Origin of the sequence: Pelagimonas sp. KU-00592-HH, assembly GCF_040369695.1 — a bacterium.
Taxonomy (GTDB): Bacteria; Pseudomonadota; Alphaproteobacteria; order Rhodobacterales; family Rhodobacteraceae; genus Shimia.
Genome location: NZ_BAABWM010000006.1, coordinates 73,496 through 95,315 on the forward strand (window position 1 = coordinate 73,496; position 21,820 = coordinate 95,315).

The 21,820-nt window shown below is 58.2% G+C and carries 34 protein-coding genes; 4 read left to right on the forward strand and 30 right to left on the reverse strand.

Annotation, left to right across the window (positions count from 1 at the left end; genetic code table 11):
- Window positions 1-81: 81 nt before the first annotated feature.
- The 9 genes from ABWV42_RS19315 to rplO all read right to left on the reverse strand — a co-directional run bounded on the left by ABWV42_RS19315 (window position 82) and on the right by rplO (window position 7,237).
- Complete coding sequence (locus ABWV42_RS19315; RefSeq protein ID WP_353341612.1) at window positions 82-1,401, reverse strand: ferredoxin reductase family protein; 1,320 nt, start codon at window positions 1,399-1,401, stop codon at window positions 82-84.
- A 175-nt stretch (window positions 1,402-1,576) separates the two neighbouring features.
- Window positions 1,577-2,002, reverse strand: a complete 426-nt coding sequence (gene rplQ / locus ABWV42_RS19320) for a 50S ribosomal protein L17 (protein ID WP_255109909.1) — start codon at window positions 2,000-2,002, stop codon at window positions 1,577-1,579.
- A gap of 137 nt (window positions 2,003-2,139) precedes the next feature.
- Entirely contained in the window at window positions 2,140-3,156 is a 1,017-nt protein-coding gene (locus ABWV42_RS19325) for a DNA-directed RNA polymerase subunit alpha (RefSeq protein WP_255109906.1), read from the reverse strand.
- Between the two features lie 114 nt (window positions 3,157-3,270).
- The gene (gene rpsK / locus ABWV42_RS19330; RefSeq protein WP_108857342.1) at window positions 3,271-3,660 is read right to left on the reverse strand and encodes a 30S ribosomal protein S11; all 390 of its coding nucleotides are present in this window, start codon (window positions 3,658-3,660) and stop codon (window positions 3,271-3,273) included.
- A 14-nt stretch (window positions 3,661-3,674) separates the two neighbouring features.
- Complete coding sequence (gene rpsM / locus ABWV42_RS19335) at window positions 3,675-4,043, reverse strand: 30S ribosomal protein S13 (RefSeq protein WP_255109904.1); 369 nt, start codon at window positions 4,041-4,043, stop codon at window positions 3,675-3,677.
- Window positions 4,044-4,264: 221 nt separating this feature from the next.
- Window positions 4,265-4,648, reverse strand: a complete 384-nt coding sequence (locus ABWV42_RS19340; RefSeq protein WP_353341613.1) for a hypothetical protein — start codon at window positions 4,646-4,648, stop codon at window positions 4,265-4,267.
- A 72-nt stretch (window positions 4,649-4,720) separates the two neighbouring features.
- The gene (locus ABWV42_RS19345) at window positions 4,721-5,299 is read right to left on the reverse strand and encodes an adenylate kinase (RefSeq protein WP_353341614.1); all 579 of its coding nucleotides are present in this window, start codon (window positions 5,297-5,299) and stop codon (window positions 4,721-4,723) included.
- A complete protein-coding gene (gene secY / locus ABWV42_RS19350; protein WP_255109897.1) occupies window positions 5,296-6,657 on the reverse strand; it encodes a preprotein translocase subunit SecY in 1,362 nt (453 codons plus the stop codon). The genes ABWV42_RS19345 and secY overlap by 4 nt, the downstream gene beginning before the upstream one ends.
- Window positions 6,658-6,775: 118 nt before the next feature.
- A complete protein-coding gene (gene rplO / locus ABWV42_RS19355) occupies window positions 6,776-7,237 on the reverse strand; it encodes a 50S ribosomal protein L15 (RefSeq protein ID WP_255109895.1) in 462 nt (153 codons plus the stop codon).
- A gap of 185 nt (window positions 7,238-7,422) precedes the next feature.
- Between rplO and ABWV42_RS19360 the strand changes: the two genes are divergently transcribed.
- A complete protein-coding gene (locus tag ABWV42_RS19360; protein ID WP_353341615.1) occupies window positions 7,423-8,559 on the forward strand; it encodes an adenylate/guanylate cyclase domain-containing protein in 1,137 nt (378 codons plus the stop codon).
- Between the two features lie 71 nt (window positions 8,560-8,630).
- On the opposite strand, the gene ABWV42_RS19365 is transcribed toward ABWV42_RS19360, so the two are convergent.
- The 14 genes from ABWV42_RS19365 to rpmC all read right to left on the reverse strand — a co-directional run bounded on the left by ABWV42_RS19365 (window position 8,631) and on the right by rpmC (window position 14,035).
- Window positions 8,631-8,831 carry a DUF1127 domain-containing protein gene (locus tag ABWV42_RS19365; protein ID WP_255109889.1) on the reverse strand — a complete coding sequence of 67 codons (201 nt, stop codon included), beginning with the start codon at window positions 8,829-8,831 and terminating at the stop codon, window positions 8,631-8,633.
- 179 nt (window positions 8,832-9,010) lie between these two features.
- Complete coding sequence (locus ABWV42_RS19370) at window positions 9,011-9,208, reverse strand: hypothetical protein (protein ID WP_353341616.1); 198 nt, start codon at window positions 9,206-9,208, stop codon at window positions 9,011-9,013.
- Window positions 9,209-9,304: 96 nt separating this feature from the next.
- A complete protein-coding gene (locus ABWV42_RS19375) occupies window positions 9,305-9,514 on the reverse strand; it encodes a DUF1127 domain-containing protein (RefSeq protein WP_255109885.1) in 210 nt (69 codons plus the stop codon).
- A 215-nt stretch (window positions 9,515-9,729) separates the two neighbouring features.
- Window positions 9,730-9,918 carry a 50S ribosomal protein L30 gene (gene rpmD / locus ABWV42_RS19380; protein ID WP_255109883.1) on the reverse strand — a complete coding sequence of 63 codons (189 nt, stop codon included), beginning with the start codon at window positions 9,916-9,918 and terminating at the stop codon, window positions 9,730-9,732.
- A 12-nt stretch (window positions 9,919-9,930) separates the two neighbouring features.
- A complete protein-coding gene (rpsE, locus tag ABWV42_RS19385) occupies window positions 9,931-10,497 on the reverse strand; it encodes a 30S ribosomal protein S5 (protein WP_255109881.1) in 567 nt (188 codons plus the stop codon).
- 116 nt (window positions 10,498-10,613) lie between these two features.
- Entirely contained in the window at window positions 10,614-10,976 is a 363-nt protein-coding gene (rplR, locus tag ABWV42_RS19390) for a 50S ribosomal protein L18 (RefSeq protein WP_255109879.1), read from the reverse strand.
- 11 nt (window positions 10,977-10,987) lie between these two features.
- The gene (gene rplF / locus ABWV42_RS19395; protein WP_255109877.1) at window positions 10,988-11,521 is read right to left on the reverse strand and encodes a 50S ribosomal protein L6; all 534 of its coding nucleotides are present in this window, start codon (window positions 11,519-11,521) and stop codon (window positions 10,988-10,990) included.
- Between the two features lie 12 nt (window positions 11,522-11,533).
- Window positions 11,534-11,923 (reverse strand): 30S ribosomal protein S8, encoded by a 390-nt coding sequence (rpsH, locus tag ABWV42_RS19400; RefSeq protein WP_255109875.1) that lies wholly within the window; start codon window positions 11,921-11,923, stop codon window positions 11,534-11,536.
- 12 nt (window positions 11,924-11,935) lie between these two features.
- Window positions 11,936-12,241: a 30S ribosomal protein S14 gene (gene rpsN / locus ABWV42_RS19405; RefSeq protein ID WP_255109873.1), complete on the reverse strand. Its 306-nt coding sequence runs from the start codon at window positions 12,239-12,241 to the stop codon at window positions 11,936-11,938.
- A gap of 17 nt (window positions 12,242-12,258) precedes the next feature.
- Window positions 12,259-12,819, reverse strand: coding sequence for a 50S ribosomal protein L5 (gene rplE, locus ABWV42_RS19410; protein WP_255109871.1), 561 nt, complete (start codon window positions 12,817-12,819; stop codon window positions 12,259-12,261).
- Complete coding sequence (rplX, locus tag ABWV42_RS19415; RefSeq protein ID WP_255109868.1) at window positions 12,812-13,123, reverse strand: 50S ribosomal protein L24; 312 nt, start codon at window positions 13,121-13,123, stop codon at window positions 12,812-12,814. Before rplX ends, rplE begins: the two co-directional genes overlap by 8 nt.
- 1 nt (window position 13,124) lies before the next feature.
- Window positions 13,125-13,493 carry a 50S ribosomal protein L14 gene (gene rplN, locus ABWV42_RS19420; RefSeq protein WP_005621870.1) on the reverse strand — a complete coding sequence of 123 codons (369 nt, stop codon included), beginning with the start codon at window positions 13,491-13,493 and terminating at the stop codon, window positions 13,125-13,127.
- Window positions 13,494-13,592: 99 nt separating this feature from the next.
- Window positions 13,593-13,823, reverse strand: coding sequence for a 30S ribosomal protein S17 (gene rpsQ / locus ABWV42_RS19425; protein WP_255109866.1), 231 nt, complete (start codon window positions 13,821-13,823; stop codon window positions 13,593-13,595).
- 14 nt (window positions 13,824-13,837) lie between these two features.
- Window positions 13,838-14,035: a 50S ribosomal protein L29 gene (gene rpmC / locus ABWV42_RS19430; RefSeq protein ID WP_255109864.1), complete on the reverse strand. Its 198-nt coding sequence runs from the start codon at window positions 14,033-14,035 to the stop codon at window positions 13,838-13,840.
- A gap of 276 nt (window positions 14,036-14,311) precedes the next feature.
- On the opposite strand from rpmC, the gene ABWV42_RS19435 reads away from it, so the two are divergent.
- On the forward strand, window positions 14,312-15,205 hold the full coding sequence (locus ABWV42_RS19435) for a calcium-binding protein (RefSeq protein WP_353341617.1): 894 nt from the start codon (window positions 14,312-14,314) through the stop codon (window positions 15,203-15,205).
- A gap of 41 nt (window positions 15,206-15,246) precedes the next feature.
- Here the strand turns inward: ABWV42_RS19435 and ABWV42_RS19440 are convergent, their stop codons facing one another.
- Complete coding sequence (locus ABWV42_RS19440; RefSeq protein WP_353341618.1) at window positions 15,247-16,140, reverse strand: hypothetical protein; 894 nt, start codon at window positions 16,138-16,140, stop codon at window positions 15,247-15,249.
- A gap of 281 nt (window positions 16,141-16,421) precedes the next feature.
- Window positions 16,422-17,042: a TIGR02466 family protein gene (locus ABWV42_RS19445; protein WP_353341619.1), complete on the reverse strand. Its 621-nt coding sequence runs from the start codon at window positions 17,040-17,042 to the stop codon at window positions 16,422-16,424.
- A 136-nt stretch (window positions 17,043-17,178) separates the two neighbouring features.
- Here ABWV42_RS19445 and ABWV42_RS19450 point away from each other — a divergent pair, with 136 nt between their 5' ends.
- Window positions 17,179-18,324, forward strand: a complete 1,146-nt coding sequence (locus tag ABWV42_RS19450) for a calcium-binding protein (protein WP_353341620.1) — start codon at window positions 17,179-17,181, stop codon at window positions 18,322-18,324.
- Between the two features lie 71 nt (window positions 18,325-18,395).
- On the forward strand, window positions 18,396-18,863 hold the full coding sequence (locus tag ABWV42_RS19455) for a DM13 domain-containing protein (RefSeq protein ID WP_353341621.1): 468 nt from the start codon (window positions 18,396-18,398) through the stop codon (window positions 18,861-18,863).
- Between the two features lie 120 nt (window positions 18,864-18,983).
- Here the strand turns inward: ABWV42_RS19455 and rplP are convergent, their stop codons facing one another.
- From rplP to rplB, 5 genes are read right to left on the reverse strand one after another with little or no spacing between them, the layout of a single operon-like run.
- The gene (rplP, locus tag ABWV42_RS19460; protein ID WP_255109851.1) at window positions 18,984-19,397 is read right to left on the reverse strand and encodes a 50S ribosomal protein L16; all 414 of its coding nucleotides are present in this window, start codon (window positions 19,395-19,397) and stop codon (window positions 18,984-18,986) included.
- Between the two features lie 14 nt (window positions 19,398-19,411).
- Window positions 19,412-20,119: a 30S ribosomal protein S3 gene (gene rpsC, locus ABWV42_RS19465; RefSeq protein ID WP_255109848.1), complete on the reverse strand. Its 708-nt coding sequence runs from the start codon at window positions 20,117-20,119 to the stop codon at window positions 19,412-19,414.
- Window positions 20,119-20,499: a 50S ribosomal protein L22 gene (rplV, locus tag ABWV42_RS19470; protein WP_255109846.1), complete on the reverse strand. Its 381-nt coding sequence runs from the start codon at window positions 20,497-20,499 to the stop codon at window positions 20,119-20,121. The genes rpsC and rplV overlap by 1 nt, the downstream gene beginning before the upstream one ends.
- 3 nt (window positions 20,500-20,502) lie before the next feature.
- Window positions 20,503-20,781 carry a 30S ribosomal protein S19 gene (gene rpsS / locus ABWV42_RS19475; protein ID WP_255109844.1) on the reverse strand — a complete coding sequence of 93 codons (279 nt, stop codon included), beginning with the start codon at window positions 20,779-20,781 and terminating at the stop codon, window positions 20,503-20,505.
- A 3-nt stretch (window positions 20,782-20,784) separates the two neighbouring features.
- Complete coding sequence (rplB, locus tag ABWV42_RS19480; RefSeq protein ID WP_255109842.1) at window positions 20,785-21,627, reverse strand: 50S ribosomal protein L2; 843 nt, start codon at window positions 21,625-21,627, stop codon at window positions 20,785-20,787.
- Between the last annotated feature and the right edge of the window lie 193 nt (window positions 21,628-21,820).

Genomic DNA, 21,820 nt, shown 5'->3' on the forward strand with positions numbered 1-21,820 from the left:
CGCGTTCCTTGATGCTTCGTCCGGCATGATTGCCCAAGTTTTCTGGCAAAGCAAAAGAGAAGGCGCGGTGGTGGTGGCTGGCTAGCGCGGCAGCTTGTCGGCAAGCCCACGTGGAAGGGTCACGCGTTCAAACAGGATCGCGGCGAACTTGCGCAGGCCGACGCCGGTTCTGATCTCGAACTCTTCGTAGCGGAAACGCTTTCCGGTGATGCCAAGGCGTTCGAAACCCTCCTTGAGGGCAAGGCGCATTTGCTTGGGGCCACAGAAGGACACGACGGTTGTCTCGGCGGCGAGGCCCGCGCGGGCCAGCATGTCTTCGGCGGTGATACGGCCGCTTTGGGTGGATTCGTGCAGGTGCAGGGTCAGGTTTGCGTGGCGTTCGGCCAGGGCGCGGATTTCGGCAAGGTGCGCGGCATCGGCCTCAGATTTTACGCAATAGAAGAGATGGATCTTGCGGCTGTCATCGGCCAGGTCATTCGCCCAGGCCAGAAACGGGGTGATGCCGATGCCCGCAGCGACCCAGATTTCATCGCGCTTGGAAGATTGTCTTTCGAAGTGGCCAAAGGGTCCTTCGAGGCGGGCTGTCGTGCCTTCGCGCAGGTCGCGGTGCAGACGGTGGGTGTAGTCCCCAAGGCGCGCGACGGTCATGCGGATGCTGCCGCTGTCATCGGGGGCATTGGAAATCGTGAAGGGATGGGGCTCGGCGCCTGCAAAGCTGACGAAGGCGAACTGCCCGGCACGGTGGCGCATGGGGCGGCTTTGAGGCTGCATGGTGATTTCAAGCGCCGTGCCTGTCTGCGCGACCGACTGAACCTTGTAGCTGCGCGAGGGGCGCATGGAGGCGGGCAAAAGCCGCCAGGCAAAGGCGAGCGTTCCGAGCAGGCAGAAGGCCGAGACGTAGAGGCCCAGCGGATCGCCGTTCTTGAAGGGCTTGAGGATGAAGAGATAGTGGAAGGCCCCGGCGAGGAAGAAACCGCCCATGAAGCGGTGGGTCCAGCGCCAGAGATGGTAGGGAATGAAGGTGGCGACCGTGATCACGACGAGGATCAGGAGGCCATAGAGGCTCAGTTCGCCAAGGGTTTCGGCGAGTTCCTCAAGCATCGACTGGCGGCCAAGGCTGTTCATCTCGGCATCGACGGTGTCGTGGATCAACAGGAACAACATCGACAGGATGCCCAGCCATTTGTGGACGACATAGCTCTGGTCGAGACCGCCGAAGAGCCACTCGACGATCGCAAGCCGCGTGGCGATCAACTGGACGATGGCCATGCCGATGAGGGCGGCGATGCCCATGTACTGGCTGAACAGGGCGATGCTGTCGCGGTTGGCGGCGATTTCGGGGAACCAGACGAAGGGAAACAGGATGGCGACGGCCGAAAGAAGGATGCCAAGAAGTCTCATGAATGTCTGTCCCCTGTTGTCAGGATCGTGTCCGGTTGCGCGGTGACTGTGTGGGCGACGGGGGGGCGGTGTGTCAACAGGGTAGGATGCCCCAACGTCACGTGGCGGGGTATAGAAACGAAAAAGCCCCGCTCGGAGACCGAGCGGGGCCAGAACCGGGATATTCCCGACGTTCTTATGCTTCTTCGGCTGCTGCTTCTTCAGCGGCAACGCGTGCCTTGTCGGCCGCGCCTTTGGCATCGACGTCGCGGTCAACGAATTCGATGATCGCCATCGGTGCCATGTCGCCATAGCGGAAGCCAGCTTTCAGGATACGGACATAGCCGCCCTGACGCTCGGCGTAGCGCGGGCCCAGAACGTCGAACAGTTTCGAAACGTACTGGTCTTCCTTGAGGCGCGATGCGGCCTGACGGCGGGCGTGCAGGTCGCCTTTTTTCGCCAGGGTGATCAGTTTTTCAACGATCGGACGCAGTTCTTTTGCCTTGGGCAGGGTGGTTTTGATTTGCTCGTGCTCGATGAGCGAGCCAGCCATGTTTGCAAACAGGGCCTTGCGGTGCTCGTGAGTACGGTTCAGGCGGCGGTAGCCTTTTGCGTGACGCATTGTTCAGTTCCTTCTTCGCGTTTTGCTTTGTCCGGCACCCGATGCGTGTCGGGTGCTCACCTTGGGGCGGAAGTGCCCATGTATTCCCCGGCTGTCCGGGCATTTGATGGAGGGACCGAGGGGACCCTCCGTGTTCTTTAGAAGCTGTCTTCGAACTTCTTGGCCAGATCTTCGATGTTGTCCGGCGGCCAGTCCTCGACGTCCATGCCCAGGTGCAGGCCCATGCCCGAGAGAACTTCTTTGATCTCGTTGAGCGACTTGCGGCCGAAGTTCGGGGTGCGGAGCATCTCGGCTTCGGTTTTCTGGATAAGATCGCCGATGTAGACGATGTTGTCGTTCTTGAGGCAGTTTGCCGAACGGACAGACAGTTCCAGCTCGTCCACTTTCTTGAGCAGAAGCGGATTGAACTCGAGACCATCGTCTTCTTCCTGACGGCCTGCCGACTCGGGCTCTTCGAAGTTCACGAAGATGGTCAGCTGGTCCTGAAGGATGCGGGCTGCATAGGCAACTGCGTCCTCGGGGGTGATCGAACCGTCGGTTTCCACTTTCATGGTCAGTTTGTCATAGTCGAGAACCTGACCTTCGCGGGTCGGCTGCACGTCATAGGACACTTTCTTGACCGGCGAGTAGATCGCGTCGATCGGGATCAGGCCGATGGGGGCATCTTCCGGCTTGTTCTTGTCAGCCGAAACGTAGCCTTTACCGGTGTTCACGGTCAGTTCCATGAACAGGTCGGCACCGTCGTCGAGGTGGCAGATCACGTGATCCTTGTTCAGGATCTCGATACCCGCGCTGTCGGAGATGTCAGCAGCAGTCACGGCACCCGGACCTTTTGCCTGGATCGAGAGGCGCTTGGGGCCTTCGACTTCCATGCGCAGGCTTACGCCCTTGAGGTTCAGGATAACGTCGGTCACGTCTTCACGCACACCGGCGACAGACGAGAACTCGTGGAGAACGTTGTCGATCTGAACCGAAGTGATGGCCGCGCCTTGCAGCGACGACATCAGAACGCGGCGCAGCGCGTTGCCGAGTGTAAGACCAAAGCCACGCTCGAGCGGCTCGGCAACAACAGTTGCCTGGCGCGCGGGATCGTTGCCCGGCTTCACGTCGAGCTGGGTCGGCTTGATAAGTTCTGCCCAATTCTTGTGGATCATGCGTCCCTCCATTCCTGTCTAGCCCCCATGTCCAAAAGGGTCAGACTCCCGAGGTTTCAAAACGGCGAACTGGGGCCGTGAAAATCACGCGGCCCCAGAGATAAATAATGTCGATTAGACGCGGCGGCGCTTCGGCGGGCGGCAGCCGTTGTGCGCGATCGGGGTCACATCACGGATCGAGGTGATGTTGAAGCCGATTGCGGCCAGGGCGCGCAGTGCCGATTCACGACCCGAACCCGGACCTTGTACTTCGACCTCAAGGGTCTTCACGCCGTGTTCCTGAGCCTTCTTGCCTGCATCTTCTGCAGCCATCTGAGCAGCATAGGGGGTCGACTTACGCGAGCCTTTGAAGCCCATGGTGCCGGCCGACGACCATGAGATCGCGTTGCCCTGTACGTCCGAGATGAGGATCTTGGTGTTGTTGAACGAAGAGTTCACGTGGGCAACGCCCGATGCGATGTTCTTACGCTCTTTACGCTTAGTGCGAGTCTTATCACGTGCCATTGATCAAGCCCCCCTTATTTCTTCTTGCCGGCGATCGGCTTCGCCGGGCCCTTACGGGTGCGGGCGTTGGTGTGGGTACGCTGACCGCGAACCGGCAGGTTACGACGGTGGCGCAGGCCACGGTAGCAGCCCAGGTCCATCAGGCGTTTGATGTTCATTTGCACTTCGCGGCGCAGGTCACCTTCTACGGTGTAGTTTGCGTCGATGTGCTCGCGGATCGAAAGAACCTCGGCGTCCGACAGTTCGTTGACGCGACGGGTTGCTTCGATGTTCACGGCTTCGCAGATGGCTTTCGCCGATGCGGGGCCGATTCCGGTGATGTAGGTGAGGGCGATAGGTACCCGCTTTGCAGTCGGGATGTTTACGCCGGCAATACGTGCCACGTGTCACTTTCCTTTTCGTTGCGGTTCCGTAGTTCCGGAACCTTTTTTCACAACGTAAGCCCGACGCGTTTTCCGCCGGGCCTCAGCTGATCCAGGTGATCTGCCTAGGGGGAGCGACCCCGTCGGCGATATGATTCTCATGAAGAGATGGTGCTGGGTATTTGGAAATTCTTCACAGGTCAACCCCATTCGGGCAAAACCCTGACGTTCCGCCCAAAGACCTAGGGACAGAGTGAAAACACATGCCCTTCGGAGGCTTCTCCCTCGTGGACGTATACGAGATTCGGCTCGTTGTTGTACATCCGAAAGGCAAAGACCGTTGGAGTGATATAGGGCCCAGGTTCCTCGCAAAATCCAAGGCGGACCTGGGTTGAGGCATCCTCGGTCCAATCGAACACGATGGCGGGGGCGAACTCGCAGTAATACTCGATGGAGTCCATACCGTCGCGGGTCAGGATCATCGCGCCGTCGGCAACGGCGCTGATCACATCGTTGCCCCCTTCGCCGCTTCTCAAGGCGGTGCAGGCGACAGGGTCATCGACAAATTGAAGCGGGTTGGCCTGTGCGGCCGTCGCCAGCGCGACCATTAGCAATGCTCTGAACATGAAAAGACCCCCGGGATTATCCTCGGGGGTCAGTCTATCTTGGTTACGTGATTTCCCGCAGGAAAATCAGGCTCAGGCGTCGAGGATGCGTGCGATGGCGCCCTTGACCTCGTCGATGGTGCCAAGACCGTCGATCGACTTGAGGTTGCCCTTGGCGTGGTAATACCCGATCAGCGGCGAGGTCTTCTTGTAGTATTCCATCAGGCGGATCTTGAGGCTTTCCTCATTGTCATCCGCACGGGCAGTGCCACCGGCGGCAACCGCTTCGGCGGCACGGCCAACGATACGGTCGACCAGCACGTCATCGTTGACCTGCATTTCGATCACGACGTCGAGTTTTTCGCCGAATTCCTTCAGCAGCTCTTCGAGTGCATCTGCCTGGGCCAGGGTGCGCGGGAAGCCATCAAAGATGAAGCCGCCCTTTTTGTCGCCTTCGAGCTTTTCACGGATCAGGCCAATCACGATCTCGTCGGTGACCAGTTCGCCCTTGTCCATGACCTCGGCGACGATCTTGCCCATCTCGGTGCCCGACGTCTTGGCTGCGCGCAGCATGTCACCGGTCGAGAGCTGGATCATGTCGCGGCCTTCCACGAGAAAACCGGCCTGAGTTCCTTTGCCCGCGCCGGGCGGTCCAAGCAGAATAATGTTCATCGACGTGCAGGTCCCTTACGCTTGCGCTTGCGGCCCTTGCCGGACAGCTGCGACTTTTCGATCAGCCCTTCGTACTGGTGGGCCAGTAGGTGGCTCTGAACCTGTTGGATGGTGTCCATGGTCACGGAGACCACAATCAGAACCGAGGTGCCGCCAAAATAGAAGGGGATCGCCAGCTGTCCACGAAGGATTTCAGGCAAGAGACAAACTGCCGCAAGATAGGCCGCACCCAGAACCAGGATGCGGTTCACGACGTACTCGAGATACTCGGCGGTCTTTTTGCCCGGACGGATGCCCGGCACAAAGCCGTTCTGGTTCTTCAGGTTGTCGGCGACTTCATCCGGCTTGAACGACACGTTGAAGGTGTAGAAGTAGGCGAAGAAGACGATCATCAGGGTGAAGAACGCGAGGTAGAGCGGCTGACCGGGGCCGAAGTAGGCCAGCAGCGTCGACATGATCGGGCTGGTCTGGTTGCCCGAGAAGGTCGAGATCGTGGTCGGCAGCAGCAGCAGCGACGAGGCAAAGATCGCCGGGATAACGCCCGCCGGGTTTACCTTGACCGGCAGGTGGCTGGAGCCGCCGTCATAGACCTTCATGCCCACTTGGCGGCGGGGATACTGAATGTGAACCTTGCGCAGCGCGCGCTCCATGAAGACCACGAAGGCAATCACGGCGACGACCATCACGATCACACCGATGATCACGGCCGGCGAGATGGCGCCGGAACGGCCCTGGCTGAAGAACTGTGCGAGGGCGGCGGGAACCTCGGCGATGATGCCGACGAAGATGATCAGCGAGATACCGTTGCCGATGCCGCGCTGGGTGATCTGTTCGCCCAGCCACATCAGGAACATGGTACCACCAACGAGGGTGATCATGCAGGCCACACGGAAGAACATGCCCGGGTCAGTCACCAGTTCGCCGGCCTCAAGCGATACCGCGAGACCATAGGATTGCAGCGTGGCAAGGGCCACGGTGCCGTAACGGGTGTACTGGTTGATCTTCTTGCGTCCCTGTTCGCCCTCTTTCTTGAGCTGCTCAAGAGCAGGCACCATCGAGGTCAGAAGCTGAACGATGATCGAGGCCGAGATATAGGGCATGATGCCCAGAGCAAAGATGCCCATGCGCCCCAGTGCGCCACCGGTGAACATGGTCAGGATGCCGCCGATGCCTTGCGCTGCGCTTTCCATGAAGTCACGCAGGGCTGCGCCGTCGATGCCGGGCACGGGAATGTAGGTGCCAAGGCGGTAGACGATCAGCAAGCCCAGTGTGAACAGGATGCGATTGCGAAGATCGGTGGCTTTACCAAGCGCGGCCCAGCTTGTGTTGGCCGCCATTTGCTCTGCTGCAGATACCATCAGGATCTCTCTGTTGAATAAGAACGCCGCCAGAACCGTTTTCCGGTTTGGCGGCGTTTGGAAAACTCAAGGATATGTAAGCGGCATGGCGGCCGCTCACAACCTGTTAATTTGCCGCTTACGCGGTTTTGACTTTCAGCGAGCCGCCAGCTTTTTCTACGGCTTCGATGGCCGATTTCGAGGCGCCGGTCACGTCCAGCTCAACCTTGGCAGTTACGTCGCCTTTGGCCAGAACGCGGATACCGTCGAGGGTGCGGCGCACCAGACCCGAAGCAACCAGTGCTTCTTCGGTGATGGTTTCCGAGGCGTTCAGCTTGCCTTCGTCGATGAATTTCTGGATCAGGCCCAGGTTAACGACTGCGAATTTCTTGCGGTTCGGCTTGTTGAAGCCACGCTTCGGCAGACGTTGGTAGAGGGGCATTTGGCCGCCTTCGTAGCCGTTGATGGCTACACCCGAACGCGACTTTTGACCTTTGATACCACGGCCACCCATTTTACCTTTGCCGGAGCCGGGACCACGGCCAACGCGCATGCGTTTCTTGGTTGCGCCGGGATTGTCGCGCAGTTCGTGCAGTTTCATATCGCTTCTCCTTTGCCGGAACTGACCCCTGAAGCGTAAGCGGGTCAAACACGGCTTTTCTTGCTTGTTGATTCTGTGACCCAGTTGGCCACCGGGGGGCTATAGACGCCTTTGTGAGTTGATGCAAGCGTCGGGGCAGCTGTCTTGCGTTTTGGAAAGGACGGCAATTCACCTACATTTGGCCAATGACATGGAATCATGAAACCGTTACCGGGTGGCTCTTACGCGAAGGCCCTGCCCTGCCGAACCTCGAAGCTGTCACATACGCCTTGGCCGACAAGTTGGTCGAGGCAGGTTTGCCTTTGTGGCGGTTTCGCCTTGCGATGCGCACCACACATCCTCTTGTCACGGCCATTAGCACAATCTGGGAGCGTGAAACCGGCCCTCAGGACGTGTTTGTCAGCCCGCATGGCCTTGAGCAGCGTAGCGCATTTGCCGGTAGTCCCATGCAGCAGATAACGGCAACCAGGGCGCCTCTGCATCGTGACCTGTCAACCCTGACTACTGACGATCACCTGGCCTTTCACGAATTGCGCGAACGCGGAGCGACCGACTACTTCGGCTTGCCGCTTGTCTACGGAGACCACATGAGCGGGATCATGATTGCCGTTACGGATGATCCAGAGGGGTTTTCCGAAAACGATTGTGCTGGCTTGAGCGAAGTGTCGAGAATCGTCTCTCCGCTCGTGGAAGTCAGGCGACTTACAGTTCTGTCGCGCGCCGTGGCCAGCGCTTACCTTGGCCCCTCGACCGGACAGAGAGTCTTGGGCGGAGACATAACCCGTGGACAAGTTGACCGACTGGATGCCGCAATCCTGATGAGCGACCTGCGCGGTTGGACGCGTTTGAATGCCGAACGGCCGGTCGAAGAGGCCGTGGAGATCGCCAATGCCTATTTCGAAATACTGGATACGGCGGTGCGGGAGCATGATGGGGAAATTCTGAAATTCATGGGAGACGGCGTATTGGCCGTTTTTCCGGTTAGCGAAAGTGCTGAAGCGGCAGCGCGAAGTGCGACAGAGACCGCCCGAAAGGCCCTTTCGCAGCAGACCGATGAGATCCAGTTCGGGATCGGACTGCATATCGGGAATGTACTCTATGGAAACACCGGGTCCGAGCGACGGTTGGACTTTACCGTCATGGGCAACGCTGTAAATCTTGCGGCCCGTATCGAAGCCCTGTGTGGACAGGTCGGTCTGCCTTTGCTGATGTCACCAGAGTTTGCCGATCTTGTTGAAGGAAAGACACGGCTTGTCGGGGCCTTTGATCTCAAGGGTCTCACGCAGCCGATAGACATCTTTTCCCTAGTTTTTCCCACCTGAACACAAAACGCCCCGCAGTGTCCTGCGAGGCGCTTTTATTCCGGTGCCCTGATGGGCTTGTGTCCGCGGGCTTAGCCCTTGGCGACGGCTGCGATCTCTTCGCGGCGCAGACCGATGTCTTCCAGCTCGCGGTCGCTCAGAGCCGAAAGCTCGCGGTAGGTGCGGATGGCGTCGCGGCGTTTGGCGATTGCCAGCATGAGATCTTCAACGCCATGGCTGATGCGGCCAAAAAGGTCGTAGCCTGCGTCTGCTTTGGTTGCGATGTAGAACATGTCTTTTTTCCTGTGAGTGAGACCGGTCGGCGGGCCGGCACATTGCCTTCTGGCTATGGCGGTCATTTAGGGGGCGGTCCCTGATTCAACAACTGCTGAAAAATCAACGCCGCCATGCGTTTACTGCATATAAATCCGGCAGTTTGAAAACTTTTTGCCGGTATCGGATTTGCAGCGGTTTACTTGCCCTGCTGACCGTTCAAATAGTCTGTCCAGTAGGGAACGGGTTCTGTGGCTGCCAGCGCCTTGATGCGGCGTGCCAGTGTGACGATCGGTTTCAGGATCACGGTGAAGCGGGTCGGTTGTACGGCGAGGTCGGCCATCGGGTTTTCCATGTATTGGGTGATGTTTTGTGTTGGCGCGGTCTTTAAGCCCACGCTTTCAAAAGCACCAACGCCAATCCCGCAACCCTGCCTTGCCGGAAATGCAACGCTTGTTAACGAGTTTAGGTTCCTGTCGATTCGCCGGACGTGTCAGCGCATGTCCCGGCCGGTGCAGACCTTGTCGATGTCACAACGCACGAGGCCGATGTCGGCCAGTTCACGATCATTGAGGCGCGACAGTTGGGTAAATGTACGGCGGTAGGCCACACGGGTTGCGATTGCGTCACGGATGTAGGCGACAAAGGCGCCAAAGCCAAAAGAGCGCCCGGCACCCGCCGAGGTGGGAGTTGCATAAGCCATTGTTGTTTCCTGTTCGTCTTTGCCGGGGAGAGCCTCGACCCGGCCGCTGTTTCACTGCCTTGCGGCGATGCAGCGGAGATAGGAATGTAACGGTTTCACGACAACGAACACCCAAGCATTGCCGTCATGTGGAAACTGCATGACTTTGGGACCACCACAAAAGAAAACGCCCCGCAGAAAACTGCGGGGCGTTTCAGTCATCAAGTGCCAGAGGCTTAGTCGCGCTCTTCGATGATTTCGACCAGGTGCGGGATCTTGCGGATCATGCCACGAACCGAAGGGGTATCTTCGAGTTCACGGGTCTTGTTCATCTTGTTCAGGCCCAGGCCGATCAGGGTGGCGCGCTGGTCCTGCGGGCGACGGATCGGCGAACCGACCTGCTTTACAACGATGGTTTTAGCCATGTCTTCGTCTCCTTACGCTTCAGCGGCTTCGGTTGCCGGTGCGTCATCCTTTTTCAGGATGTCAGCAACTTTCTTGCCACGGCGCGCCGCGATTTGACGCGGGCTTGCTTCTTTTTGCAGGCCGTCGATGGTGGCGCGGATCATGTTGTAGGGGTTCTGCGAACCAACCGACTTGGAAACCACGTCCTTGATGCCCAGCATCTCGAACACGGCACGCATCGGACCACCTGCAATGATACCGGTACCTTCCGGTGCGGTGCGCATGATCACCTTGCCTGCGCCGTGACGACCTTCGATGTCGTGGTGCAGGGTACGGCCTTCACGCAGCGGCACGCGGATCATCTGGCGCTTGGCTTGCTCGGTGGCTTTGCGGATGGCCTCGGGGACCTCTTTCGCTTTACCTTTACCGAAGCCTACACGACCTTTTTGATCGCCTACGACAACCAGAGCGGCGAAGCCGAAGCGCTTACCACCTTTAACGGTTTTCGAAACGCGGTTGATCGCGACCAGGCGGTCGGCGAATTCCGGAGTCTCTTCTTCGCGGCGGCCACGGCCACGGCGATTTTCACGTTCTGCCATTTTCGGCATTCCTTTTCAGTTCTGGCGCGTCAGGCGCCGTGAAATCCAATCCTGGTGGCGGTCCCGACTGGCACCGCCCCGGATCATCGGGGGGACGTTGCCGTCCCCCTCAAGTCTTAGATCTTCAGGCCACCTTCACGCGCGGCGTCGGCTACTGCCTTCACCTTGCCGTGGAAGAGGAAGCCACCGCGGTCGAAGTATGCTTCTTCGACACCGGCTTTTTTCGCACGCTCGGCAAGCGCTGCACCAACCTTGGTGGCTGCTGCGACGTTGTTCTTGCCAACTACGCCCAGATCCTTTTCGAGGGTCGAGGCGGAAGCGACGGTGACGCCGTTGCGATCGTCGATCAGCTGAGCGCTGATGTTCTTGTTCGAACGGTGTACCGACAGGCGCAGTTTGGTGTCGCCGTTGATCTTGCGAAGTTTGTTCCGGACGCGCAGGCGGCGCTTGAGGAACAGGGTCCGTTTGCTGTTTGCCATCTTGCTGGTCCTTACTTCTTCTTACCTTCCTTGCGGAAGATAAATTCACCTTTGTAGCGGATACCTTTGCCTTTGTACGGCTCGGGCTTACGCCATTCGCGGATGTTCGCCGCAACCTGGCCCACCAGCTGTGCGTCGGTGCCTTCGATGATGATCTCGGTCGGCTTCGGCGCGGTGACCGTAATGCCGGCGGGAACGTCGAAGTTCACGTCGTGCGACAGACCGAGCGACAGTTTCAGGACATTGCCCTGCATCTGTGCACGGTAACCAACACCTTGGATTTCAAGCTCTTTCTTGAAACCGGTGGTGCAGCCGGTGATCATGTTGGCAACCATGGTGCGCGACATGCCCCACTGCTGACGTGCGCGCTTGGACATGCCACGCGGAGTCACGGTCACAGCGTTGTCTTCAACTGCAATGGTGACATCGTCAGTTGCAGTGAAAGACTGGGTGTCTTTCGGACCTTTGATTTCGATGGTCTGGCCGGAGACAGAGGCAGTTACGCCGCTGGGCAGCTCGACCGGTTTTTTACCAATACGAGACATTTACAGCTCTCCTTAGAAGACCGTGCAGAGCACTTCGCCGCCAACATTGTTGGAGCGTGCGCTTGCATCCGACATCACACCTTTCGAGGTGGAGACAATCGACACACCCAGGCCCTGGCGGACGGTAGGTACGTCATTGACGCCCATGTACACGCGACGACCGGGTTTGGAGACCCGCTTCAGCTCGCGAATAACAGGGGTGCCTTCGTAGTATTTCAGGCTGATTTCGAACGCCGGGTGGCCGTTCTCTTCAGACGCTTCGTAGCCGCGGATGTAGCCTTCGTCGGCCAGTACATCCAGAACCCAGCCGCGCAGTTTCGAAGCGGGGGTCGACACGGTCGACTTGCCACGCATCTGGCCGTTGCGGATACGGGTCAGCATATCACCGATAGGATCGTTCATATCGTTCTCTCCTTACCAGCTCGATTTAACCATGCCGGGGATCTGACCAGCAGAACCCAGCTCGCGCAGCATGATACGGCTTACCTTGAGCTTACGGTAGTAAGCGTGGGGACGGCCGGTCAGCTGGCAGCGGTTGTGAAGACGGGTTGCCGACGAGTTACGCGGCAGTTTCGCCAGTTTCAGACGCGCCTTGAAGCGCTCTTCCATCGGGCGGCTCTCGTCATTCGCGATCTCTTTCAGCTCGGCGCGCTTGGCGGCGAATTTCGCTACCAGACGCTCGCGCTTTTTCTCGCGTTCGATCATAGATTTTTTAGCCATGATATCCTCTCCCGCCCTTACGCGTTGAACGGCATGTTGAAAGCTTTCAACAGGCTCTTCGCTTCCGCGTCGGTGTCAGCGGTGGTGGCAATTACGATGTCCATGCCCCAGTTCTCGTCGACCTTGTCGAAATCGATTTCCGGGAACACGATGTGTTCTTTCAGGCCGGTGGCAAAGTTGCCGCGGCCATCGAACGACGGCTTAACACCACGGAAGTCGCGGATACGCGGCATCGCTACGGTGATCAGACGATCGAGGAATTCGTACATGCGGTCGCCACGCAAGGTCACCTTGGCGCCCATCGGCATGCCTTCGCGAACGCGGAAGCCGGCGATGGAGTTCTTTGCCGTGGTGGTCAGGGCTTTCTGACCCGCGATTGCGGTGAGGTCGGCCTGAGCGGACTTGGCTTTCTTGCTGTCTTTGACGGCGGCACGGCCACAGCCGATGTTCAGAACGATCTTCTCCAGCTTGGGGATCTGCATATCGTTCTTGTAGCCGAACTCCTCTTTAAGGGCAGCGCGGATGGTGTCCTTGTAGAGGGTCTTCAGACGCGGGGTGTAGTTTGCATCATCAAGCATCGATCACGTCCCCAGTGGTTTTGGCGAAGCGGACCTTCTTGTCACCTTCCATGCGGAAGCCAACGCGGGTCGGTTTGCCGTTTGCGTCCAGGAGAGCCAGGTTCGACAGCTGGATCGGCATCGCTTGCGGGATGCGGCCACCTTGCGAGGTTTGGCTCTGACGGGTGTGGCGGATGGCGATGTTGATGCCTTCCACGACGGCCTTGCCGGCTTTGGGGTCAACCGAGGAAATGGTACCCTCTTTGCCCTTGTCCTTACCGGCCAGAACGACGACCTTGTCGCCTTTTTTCAGTTTAGCAGCCATCTTACAGCACCTCCGGCGCGAGCGAGATGATCTTCATGAAGTTCTTGGCGCGCAGCTCACGAACAACCGGGCCAAAGATACGGGTACCGACCGGCTCGTTGTTGTTGTTCAGAATTACGGCTGCGTTGCGATCGAAACGGATCGCGGTGCCATCTTCACGACGGACTTCTTTTGCGGTGCGCACGACGACGGCCTTGCGGACGTCACCTTTTTTAACGCGACCGCGCGGAATGGCTTCCTTAACCGAGACGACGATGATGTCGCCAACGGATGCGTATTTACGCTTGGAACCACCCAGAACCTTGATGCACTGAACTCGGCGTGCGCCGGAGTTGTCAGCTACATCCAGATTTGTTTGCATCTGGATCATGTGGTTTCTCCCGACCTATGGGGCGGCGATGCGTGCCGTGATCCCCAGGGTTTCGACTAACTGTTCAGTCTAGTCGCCAGGAGTCTCAAAGTGAGACTCTTAGGCTTCCAGAACTTCCCAGCGTTTGGTTTTCGAACGCGGTGCGCATTCGATAATGCGAACAGAGTCACCTACTTTGTAGGTGTTGTTCTCATCGTGAGCCCGGTATTTCTTGGACTTACGAATGGTCTTCTTCAGAACCGGGTGGGTGAAGCGACGTTCGACCGACACGGTTACGGTTTGGGCGTTGGCGTCCGAAGTCACGGTGCCTTGCAGGATACGTTTGGGCATCTATCTGGCTCCTCTTATTCGGCTGCTTTGGCTTTTTCGTTCAGGATGGTCTTCACGCGTGCAGCTGCACGACGTGCCGCACGGATACGCGCAGCGTTTTCCAGTTGGCCGGTGGCCTGTTGGAAACGAAGGTTGAACGATTCTTTCTTGAGGTTGGCCAGCTCTTCACGGAGCTGATCCGGCGTTTTTTCACGCAGTTCGTTGGCGTTCATCGCCTCTTCCTTTCTCATACATCAGAAGGCCCCCTGGGTTATGTGAGGGGTTACCTTTTTGCCTGATGGACAAATGACAAACACACGAATCCCCTGAATGGGAATCCGCGAGATGGCGGCTTATACGGTTGGGTTGGGGGGATGGCAAGGGAAAGTTTGAGAATTTCCCTTTAGTTCAAAGGCTGGAAACAGTCTTGTGCGCTTCCCGGGCTTGTGACGCTTGTTAGCAGCAATTAACGTTATTGGCACAAGCTTTTTTCAAGTTGGGATAGATTTATGGGTTGGGCAATTTTTCTGATCACGATGGGCGCCGTTGGCCTGATCGAATGGACCTCCTCGGATGAGGACACCAGCGAAGAACAGGTTGACGATACGCCGGCAGAACAACCGGAAGACCCGCAGGTCTGTGACGGTATCGAGATTCTAGTCGAGGGTGACGCGACGCTGGTCGAAACGACGGAGTGCGATGACCTGATCCTGACCGATGTGGACAGCGCCAACAACATCACCGTTGAGGCGGGCGACGGGGCGGATACGCTGACGGGCTCAGAATACCTGAGCGACTCGGAGCTGTTCGGCGAGGATGGCGACGACGTGATCACCGACGCAGGCTATGCCAACACGCTGCATGGCGGCGCGGGTGATGACACGCTATCGTCCGATGGCGCGCGAGCGACCCTGTTTGGCGACGAGGGGGATGACCACCTCACGCTGGAAGGCCGCATTACCAACTTTGAACGGATGCTGGCGGATGGTGGCGAGGGGGACGACACGCTTGTGTCGGGCTTCGGGCTGCCTGACCAGGTGAGCCAGAGCGTAAACTCAACGCTGAGCGGCGGCGCAGGGGCCGACCGGTTTGAACTGGAGGTTCTGGCCTCGGACCTGACTCAGCACAGTTTTGACGGCACCTTCGACACCGGCATCACTATTGATGATTTCGAGTCGGGCGAAGACGTTCTGGTGATTGACCCTTACAGCAACTTTGCCAGCAACGACGCCAGCTTCTCGCGGTTTGAAGTGGTGCCGTCCGCGGACGCCTCGGGCACACATGTGGTGCTCTACTACACCCACCCCGACCTGCCGGAAGAACGCGGCATCGCCGTGGAACTGGCAGGCGCTGCGGGTGTGACTGCGTCGGATGTTCAGATTGTTGGAGGGGTGACGATCTAAGACTGCAAATAGTGGGGAGGCTTTCGGAAAAAGGCCGCCTGCTATTCAGACCAAGGCAGCCGCCACTCTTCAAGTGGTTTCTCCCAAATTGTGTTTGCCCCATCGGCGACCGCGCTTCCGGCATTGGCCAAGGAAGCTTTGGCCAGGCTCCAATATTCCCACCAATCAAATTCGATTTGTCCGAATTCGGGCAAATCGGACAAGTAACCAGCTGCTGCCCCCCAGGCAGTTTCCGGACTCTCCAAGATCATCGCGTAAATCTCTTCCTGCGAAGGGAGCTCAATCGCACAAACCGAGGTCACTTCATCAGGAATGGCTAGGTCGGGATTAAAAGCAACGTTCAACTCATAAGTATCCCGAAGTGTCATGCAGGCATCGCGAACTTCAAGAGCAGTAACTCCGACCACGACAGAGGCTCCAACTGCTGGCATAGCTTCGCCAACCATCGATGAAACGTTCCTAAATGCGCCGAAGGAAACGCGTTTCGAAACCCGATAGCTAAAGTCTCGGACGGCTTGTGCCCGAGACGTTTTTTGTCCGCGATAAATTACATCGGTCGCTCTCAAACCAGCCAATTGCTGCTTATGAGAGTTCAGCTCAACGCGAGTCAGATCGAGCTCCCGAGCCAGCGATGCCGCCCGTTTGGATGCTTTGCCGATCTTTGGAAAGTTATATTCCGACCTTAGTGCGTCGGCGTCGGCCAGCACGTTCCTCGCAACCTTTCTTGGAAGAGTGTCTGCAAATTCTTCAGGAGAAAGCGCGCCTTTTGCACGGTTTGTCTGCCAATGCGTAAATCGGAGATTTCTTGGGTCATTGGCCAAACGCTTTAGATTTTCGCCACAAACCCCAGAGTTCCAAGCGTGAAAAAGAGAGACCAAATGGTCAACTTCCATGTGTTCACAGGGAACTTTTCGCCCATCGGAGTATTGATCCACGACCATTTGCCCAGCTTGGCAATAGTGGCTTCTGGTTTTGTAGTGTGGCCGCTTATAGGGCTCGCTACAAACCTCGGAAGACGCTGCTCCGCCCAAGAGAGCAACAAATAAACCTGCACAGGAAAGGGCCTTAACAAACGAAGTGCTTCTCAACGCCACGCCTCTCAATCAAGAAATTTCGACAAAATGAAAATTCTTTTTAGCTTAGCCGGTGCACGACTAAAGACAAGCCGCGCTGGTGGACCGAGGTTGCGGCACTTGGTGCTTTCCCTCGACCAACCTCACTCCCACTTGTAGTTGAAGCTGACCGAGACGCGGTTGCTTTCGGCCATGTTCATCGGCACCTCGTGGCGCAGCCAGCTTTCCCAGAGGAAGACTTCGCCGATCTGCGGCTTCATGTAGATGAAGGCCTGCATGTCGCGGCGGGCGCACTGTTTGCGGGCGGGAGAGGCCATCATGCGGCCAGAGCGGGGGTCTTCCAGTTTCAGGGCCCCTGCCCCGTCGGGCAGCGACACATAGGTGGTGCCTGAGATCACGGAATGCGGATGCAGGTGCGAGGTGTGCAGACCGCCTTCGGGCAGGATGTTGATCCAGATGTCCTCGAGCACCAGCTTCTTGCCTTCGAGGTTGAACTCGAGATCCTCGGCAAAGGCGGCAACGTGTTTGTCGAGCGCCTCGACGATGTCTGCGAAGATCGGGAAGCGCCAGGGCAGATCGGTGAGCGAGGCATAGGAGGTGTATCCCGGATAGCCTTCGGTCTCGCACCATTCCTGGCCGGCCTCGTCATCTTCGGCGATTGAGTAGCAGGCGTCTTCCAGCTCTTCGGAATCGACGGGTTTGCCATATTCCGACAGCTGTGCGCGGTAGAAACGGGTGACGAAGAGGGATTCGATCTGTGCCATGCCCCTCTCATAAATCCGATGCCCGGCAAACAAAAGTGCTGATCGCGTGGCGGCGCAAGCACATGCTGTGGTTGCATTGGTCTGTTGGCGGCCCTAGGCTCTCTTCATTGTTTGAATGTTATCACAGGGCTTTGACATGGAACTGTTTCTTCTGCTGGGTGCGACACTGCTTGGGGCCGGGTTGCTTTTTCTGGATGACAGCGATCCGGCAACGGAAAATGCCGGGGACGAAAGCGTGGAGGACACGGTCGAAGAGCCCCCTGTGGTGGATGAGCCCGACACCCCGGAACCGCCGCAGACCATCGAGGTGTCGGATGGCACCCCTGCGATCGGGACGGATGGAGACGACATCTTTACCCTACTGCGGCCGGAGAATGTGGACCCGTTTGATCCCTATTCGCATGTAACGGTCGAGGGCGGCGCGGGGAACGACATGATCGACCTATTCGACAACGAAGCCGATCGGGCTTGGGACGGAACAGTGGAAAACGATCCGGGCAATACGATCCAGGGCACCGTGGATGGTGGCGCGGGCAATGACACCATCGAAGCACAGGGCGGCGTGATCCTTGGCGGCGATGGTGATGATGTCCTGACCGTGTTTGACGATGGCGGGCTCGTCGAAGGCGGAGACGGCAACGACACGATCACCGGCGATGTTCTGGGGCGGACGATCCTGGGCGGGAACGGAGACGACGATATCAACGTTAGGGCCAGTTCTTCCGTTGTCACGATCGAAGGCGGCGAGGGCAACGACACCCTGTACGGCGCGGGCAATGGCGGGCTGGTGAGCGGCGGCGTCGGCAACGATGTGCTTCTATCCAGCGACGGTATGGTTCTGGATGGCGGTGAGGGAGACGACACGCTGCGGGCCGCGTCGCTGCCGATCTACACGGGCTCGAGCGGGTTCAACCTGACCGGCGGCGCGGGCAACGATGTGGCCGAAGTATTGATTTCGGATCACGGCGAAGACAGTTCAGGCTGGACAGGGGCCCTGGTGGCGCGGCCGGATGCAGACACCGTGCGCGTTCGCATCGGGACCATTAAGGATTTTGCCCCGGGCGAAGACACGCTGCTTCTGGTGCCTGAGATTGACGATCCCGACTTTGCGCTGAGCGACATTACGGTGCAGGAACTGGCGGATGACACCAAGGTCACGGCCTATTTTGTGTCGGGCGACGAGACGCGGGAGATGGTGATCTCGCTTGCAAATGCGAAGAACGTCACGGCCGGGGATATCGTCGTGCAGGATAGCCCCGGCGTGGTGCCCCGGTTCCTTTGATCCTTCGGCCTCGTTCAAGCGGTTTCAAAACCTGCGCCCCGCGCCTAGACTGATCGAAAAAGGAGTTCGAGATGCGGCGTATTTTGTTGTTGGTCACCCATGCCATTGCCCTTGCGATCGGGTTTGCGCTGGGGGTGTATTTCCTGCCGATCCTGACTGCCCCCAAGGGGCCGGATCGGGCGGTGCTCGAGGCAGAGGCGCAGGGCGCGACCTATACCGCCGCTTTCACCCGCGATCTCAAGGGCAGCGATTTCCTGCATTGGGGCGAAGGCACGGTCAGCGTGTCGCCCAAACAGATCGTGCACATGGGCAAGCTGGCGCCGGGGCCGGATTACAAGCTTTACCTCGTGCCAGAGTTCGTCGAGGACGAGGCCTCGTTCGAAGCGGTGAAGGTGCGCTCTGTGCAGGTTAGCGACGTGAAGACGTTCGACGGCCTGATCCTCGAAGTGCCGGAGGGCGTGGATATCGAGGCCTATGATACGGTGCTGATCTGGTGTGAGGCCTTTGGCGAGTTCATCACGGCGGCGAAATACCGGTAGACGCCAATCGAGAGAATAAAGGAAAACCCCCGCTGATCTCTCAGCGGGGGTTTCTTGTTTTTCGAACTGGTGCGCTCTTATGCGCTTGTCAGAAAACGCCCGAAGGCGTTTTCGACGTTCTTACCAGTCTTCGCGGACGACGACGCGGGTTTTCACCGGCAGTTTCATCGCTGCGAGGCGCAGGGCTTCGCGAGCAACATCGTCGTTAACGCCGTCGATTTCGAACATCACGCGGCCGGGCTTAACTTTGCAAACCCAACGGTCGACGGAGCCTTTACCTTTACCCATACGAACTTCGATCGGCTTTGCAGTGACCGGAGTGTCGGGGAAGATACGGATCCAAACACGACCTTGACGTTTCATGTGACGGGTCATGGCACGACGCGCTGCCTCGATTTGGCGGGCGGTCACACGCTCGGGCGTGGTTGCCTTCAGACCGTACGAGCCGAAGTTCAGGGTCGAACCACCCTTGGCTTCGCCTTTGATACGGCCCTTCTGGACCTTGCGGAATTTAGTACGCTTTGGTTGAAGCATCTGTCAGTTCTCCCTTAGCGACGGCCACCGGCACCGCGAGGTGCAGGACCATCCTGGAGTTCTTGTGCCTTACGGTCACGCGCCGACGGATCGTGCTCCATGATCTCACCTTTGAAGATCCAGACCTTGATCCCGATGATCCCGTAGGGGGTCATCGCTTCGGAGTGTGCGTAATCGATGTCAGCACGCAGGGTGTGAAGCGGAACGCGACCTTCGCGGTACCATTCGGTACGTGCGATTTCGGCACCACCCAGACGACCGGCAACGTTTACACGGATGCCCAGGGCACCCATGCGCATTGCGTTCTGAACGGCACGTTTCATTGCGCGGCGGAACGAAACACGGCGTTCCAGCTGCTGAGCGATCGACTCGCCTACCAGCTGAGCGTCGAGCTCGGGCTTGCGCACTTCAACGATGTTCAGGTGCAGTTCGCTGTCGGTCATCGAAGCAAGTTTCTTGCGCAGAACTTCGATGTCTGCACCTTTCTTGCCGATGATGACACCCGGACGTGCGGTGTGGATCGTAACGCGGCACTTCTTGTGCGGACGTTCGATGATCACACGAGCAACACCGGCTTGCTTGCACTCGGTCTTGATGAACTCACGGATTTTCAGGTCTTCCAGAAGAAGATCGCCGTAGTCCTTGGTATCTGCGTACCAGCGGCTGTCCCAGGTGCGGTTGACCTGAAGACGCATGCCAATCGGATTAACCTTCTGACCCATTAGGCTTGCTCCTCAACTTGACGCACCTTGATGGTGAGTTCCGAGAACGGTTTGATGATCTTGCCGAAACGACCACGGGCGCGCGGACGACCGCGTTTCATGGTCAGGTTCTTGCCCACATACGCTTCTGCGACGATCAGCTCGTCAACGTCCAGGTTGTGGTTGTTTTCGGCGTTGGCGATTGCGGACTGAAGGCACTTCTTCACGTCCTGCGCGATACGCTTGTTCGAGAAAGTCAGGTCGGTCAGGGCCTTCTCAACTTTCTTGCCGCGGATCATGCCAGCAACCAGGTTCAGTTTTTGCGGGCTGGTACGGAGCATGCGAGTTTTCGCCATTGCTTCGTTTTCAGCCACGCGACGGGGGTTCTTTGCCTTGCCCATGACTTACTTCCGTTTCGCTTTTTTGTCGGCAGCATGCCCGTAGTAGGTACGGGTCGGCGAATATTCACCGAATTTCTGACCGATCATGTCTTCAGTTACCAGCACGGGAACGTGCTTCTGGCCGTTGTACACACCAAAAGTCAGACCGACGAATTGCGGCAGGATGGTGGAACGACGCGACCAGATCTTGATCACTTCATTGCGGCCCGATTCACGCGTTGCTTCGGCCTTTTTCAGGACATAAGCATCAACGAAGGGGCCTTTCCATACAGAACGTGCCATGGATTAACGGCCTTTCTTCTTGGCGTGACGCGAGCGGATGATGAGCTTCTGCGACGCCTTGTTCTTGTTGCGGGTGCGCTTACCCTTGGTCGGCTTACCCCAGGGGGTTACCGGGTGACGACCACCCGAAGTCCGGCCTTCACCACCACCGTGCGGGTGGTCGATCGGGTTCATGACAACACCACGGACCGACGGACGCTTGCCCTTGTGGCGCATACGACCGGCTTTACCGTAGTTCTGGTTCGAGTTGTCGGGGTTCGACACGGCACCAACAGTGGCCATGCATTCCTGACGGACCATGCGCAGTTCGCCCGACGAGAGGCGGATCTGAGCGTAGCCACCGTCACGACCAACGAACTGAGCATAGGTGCCTGCGGCACGTGCGATCTGACCGCCCTTGCCCGGCTTCAGTTCGATGTTGTGTACGATGGTACCGATCGGCAGGCCCGAGAACGGCATTGCGTTGCCCGGCTTGATGTCGGCTTTGGCCGAGGCCAGGACCTGATCGCCAACTGCAAGACGCTGGGGAGCGAGGATATAGGCCTGCTCGCCGTCTTCGTATTTGATCAGAGCGATGAAGGCGGTCCGGTTCGGGTCGTATTCGATCCGTTCAACGGTTGCCGCAACATCGAATTTGTTACGTTTGAAGTCAACAATACGGTAAAGGCGTTTTGCGCCACCGCCGCGACGACGCGAGGTGATCCGTCCGGTGTTGTTCCGGCCGCCCGACTTGGTCAAACCCTCGGTGAGAGATTTGACCGGACGCCCTTTCCAAAGCTCCGAACGGTCGATCAGAACCAGCCCACGCTGGCCCGGCGTCGTCGGTTTATACGACTTGAGTGCCATGCTTTCTGTCTTCCGTTTAGCAGTGCGAAGCACCGGGTTCGCCCGGTATCCCCGCTATGTTTAGCCCCCCGAAGGTGGCCCGTGGTATAGGCCCCCGAAGGTGCCCGAATTCAAAACGAACCGGCCCCAGAACGAATCTGAGGCCAGTGCGATGGGTGCTAGTAGCAGGGGACGGGTGGCGTGTCTATAGGAA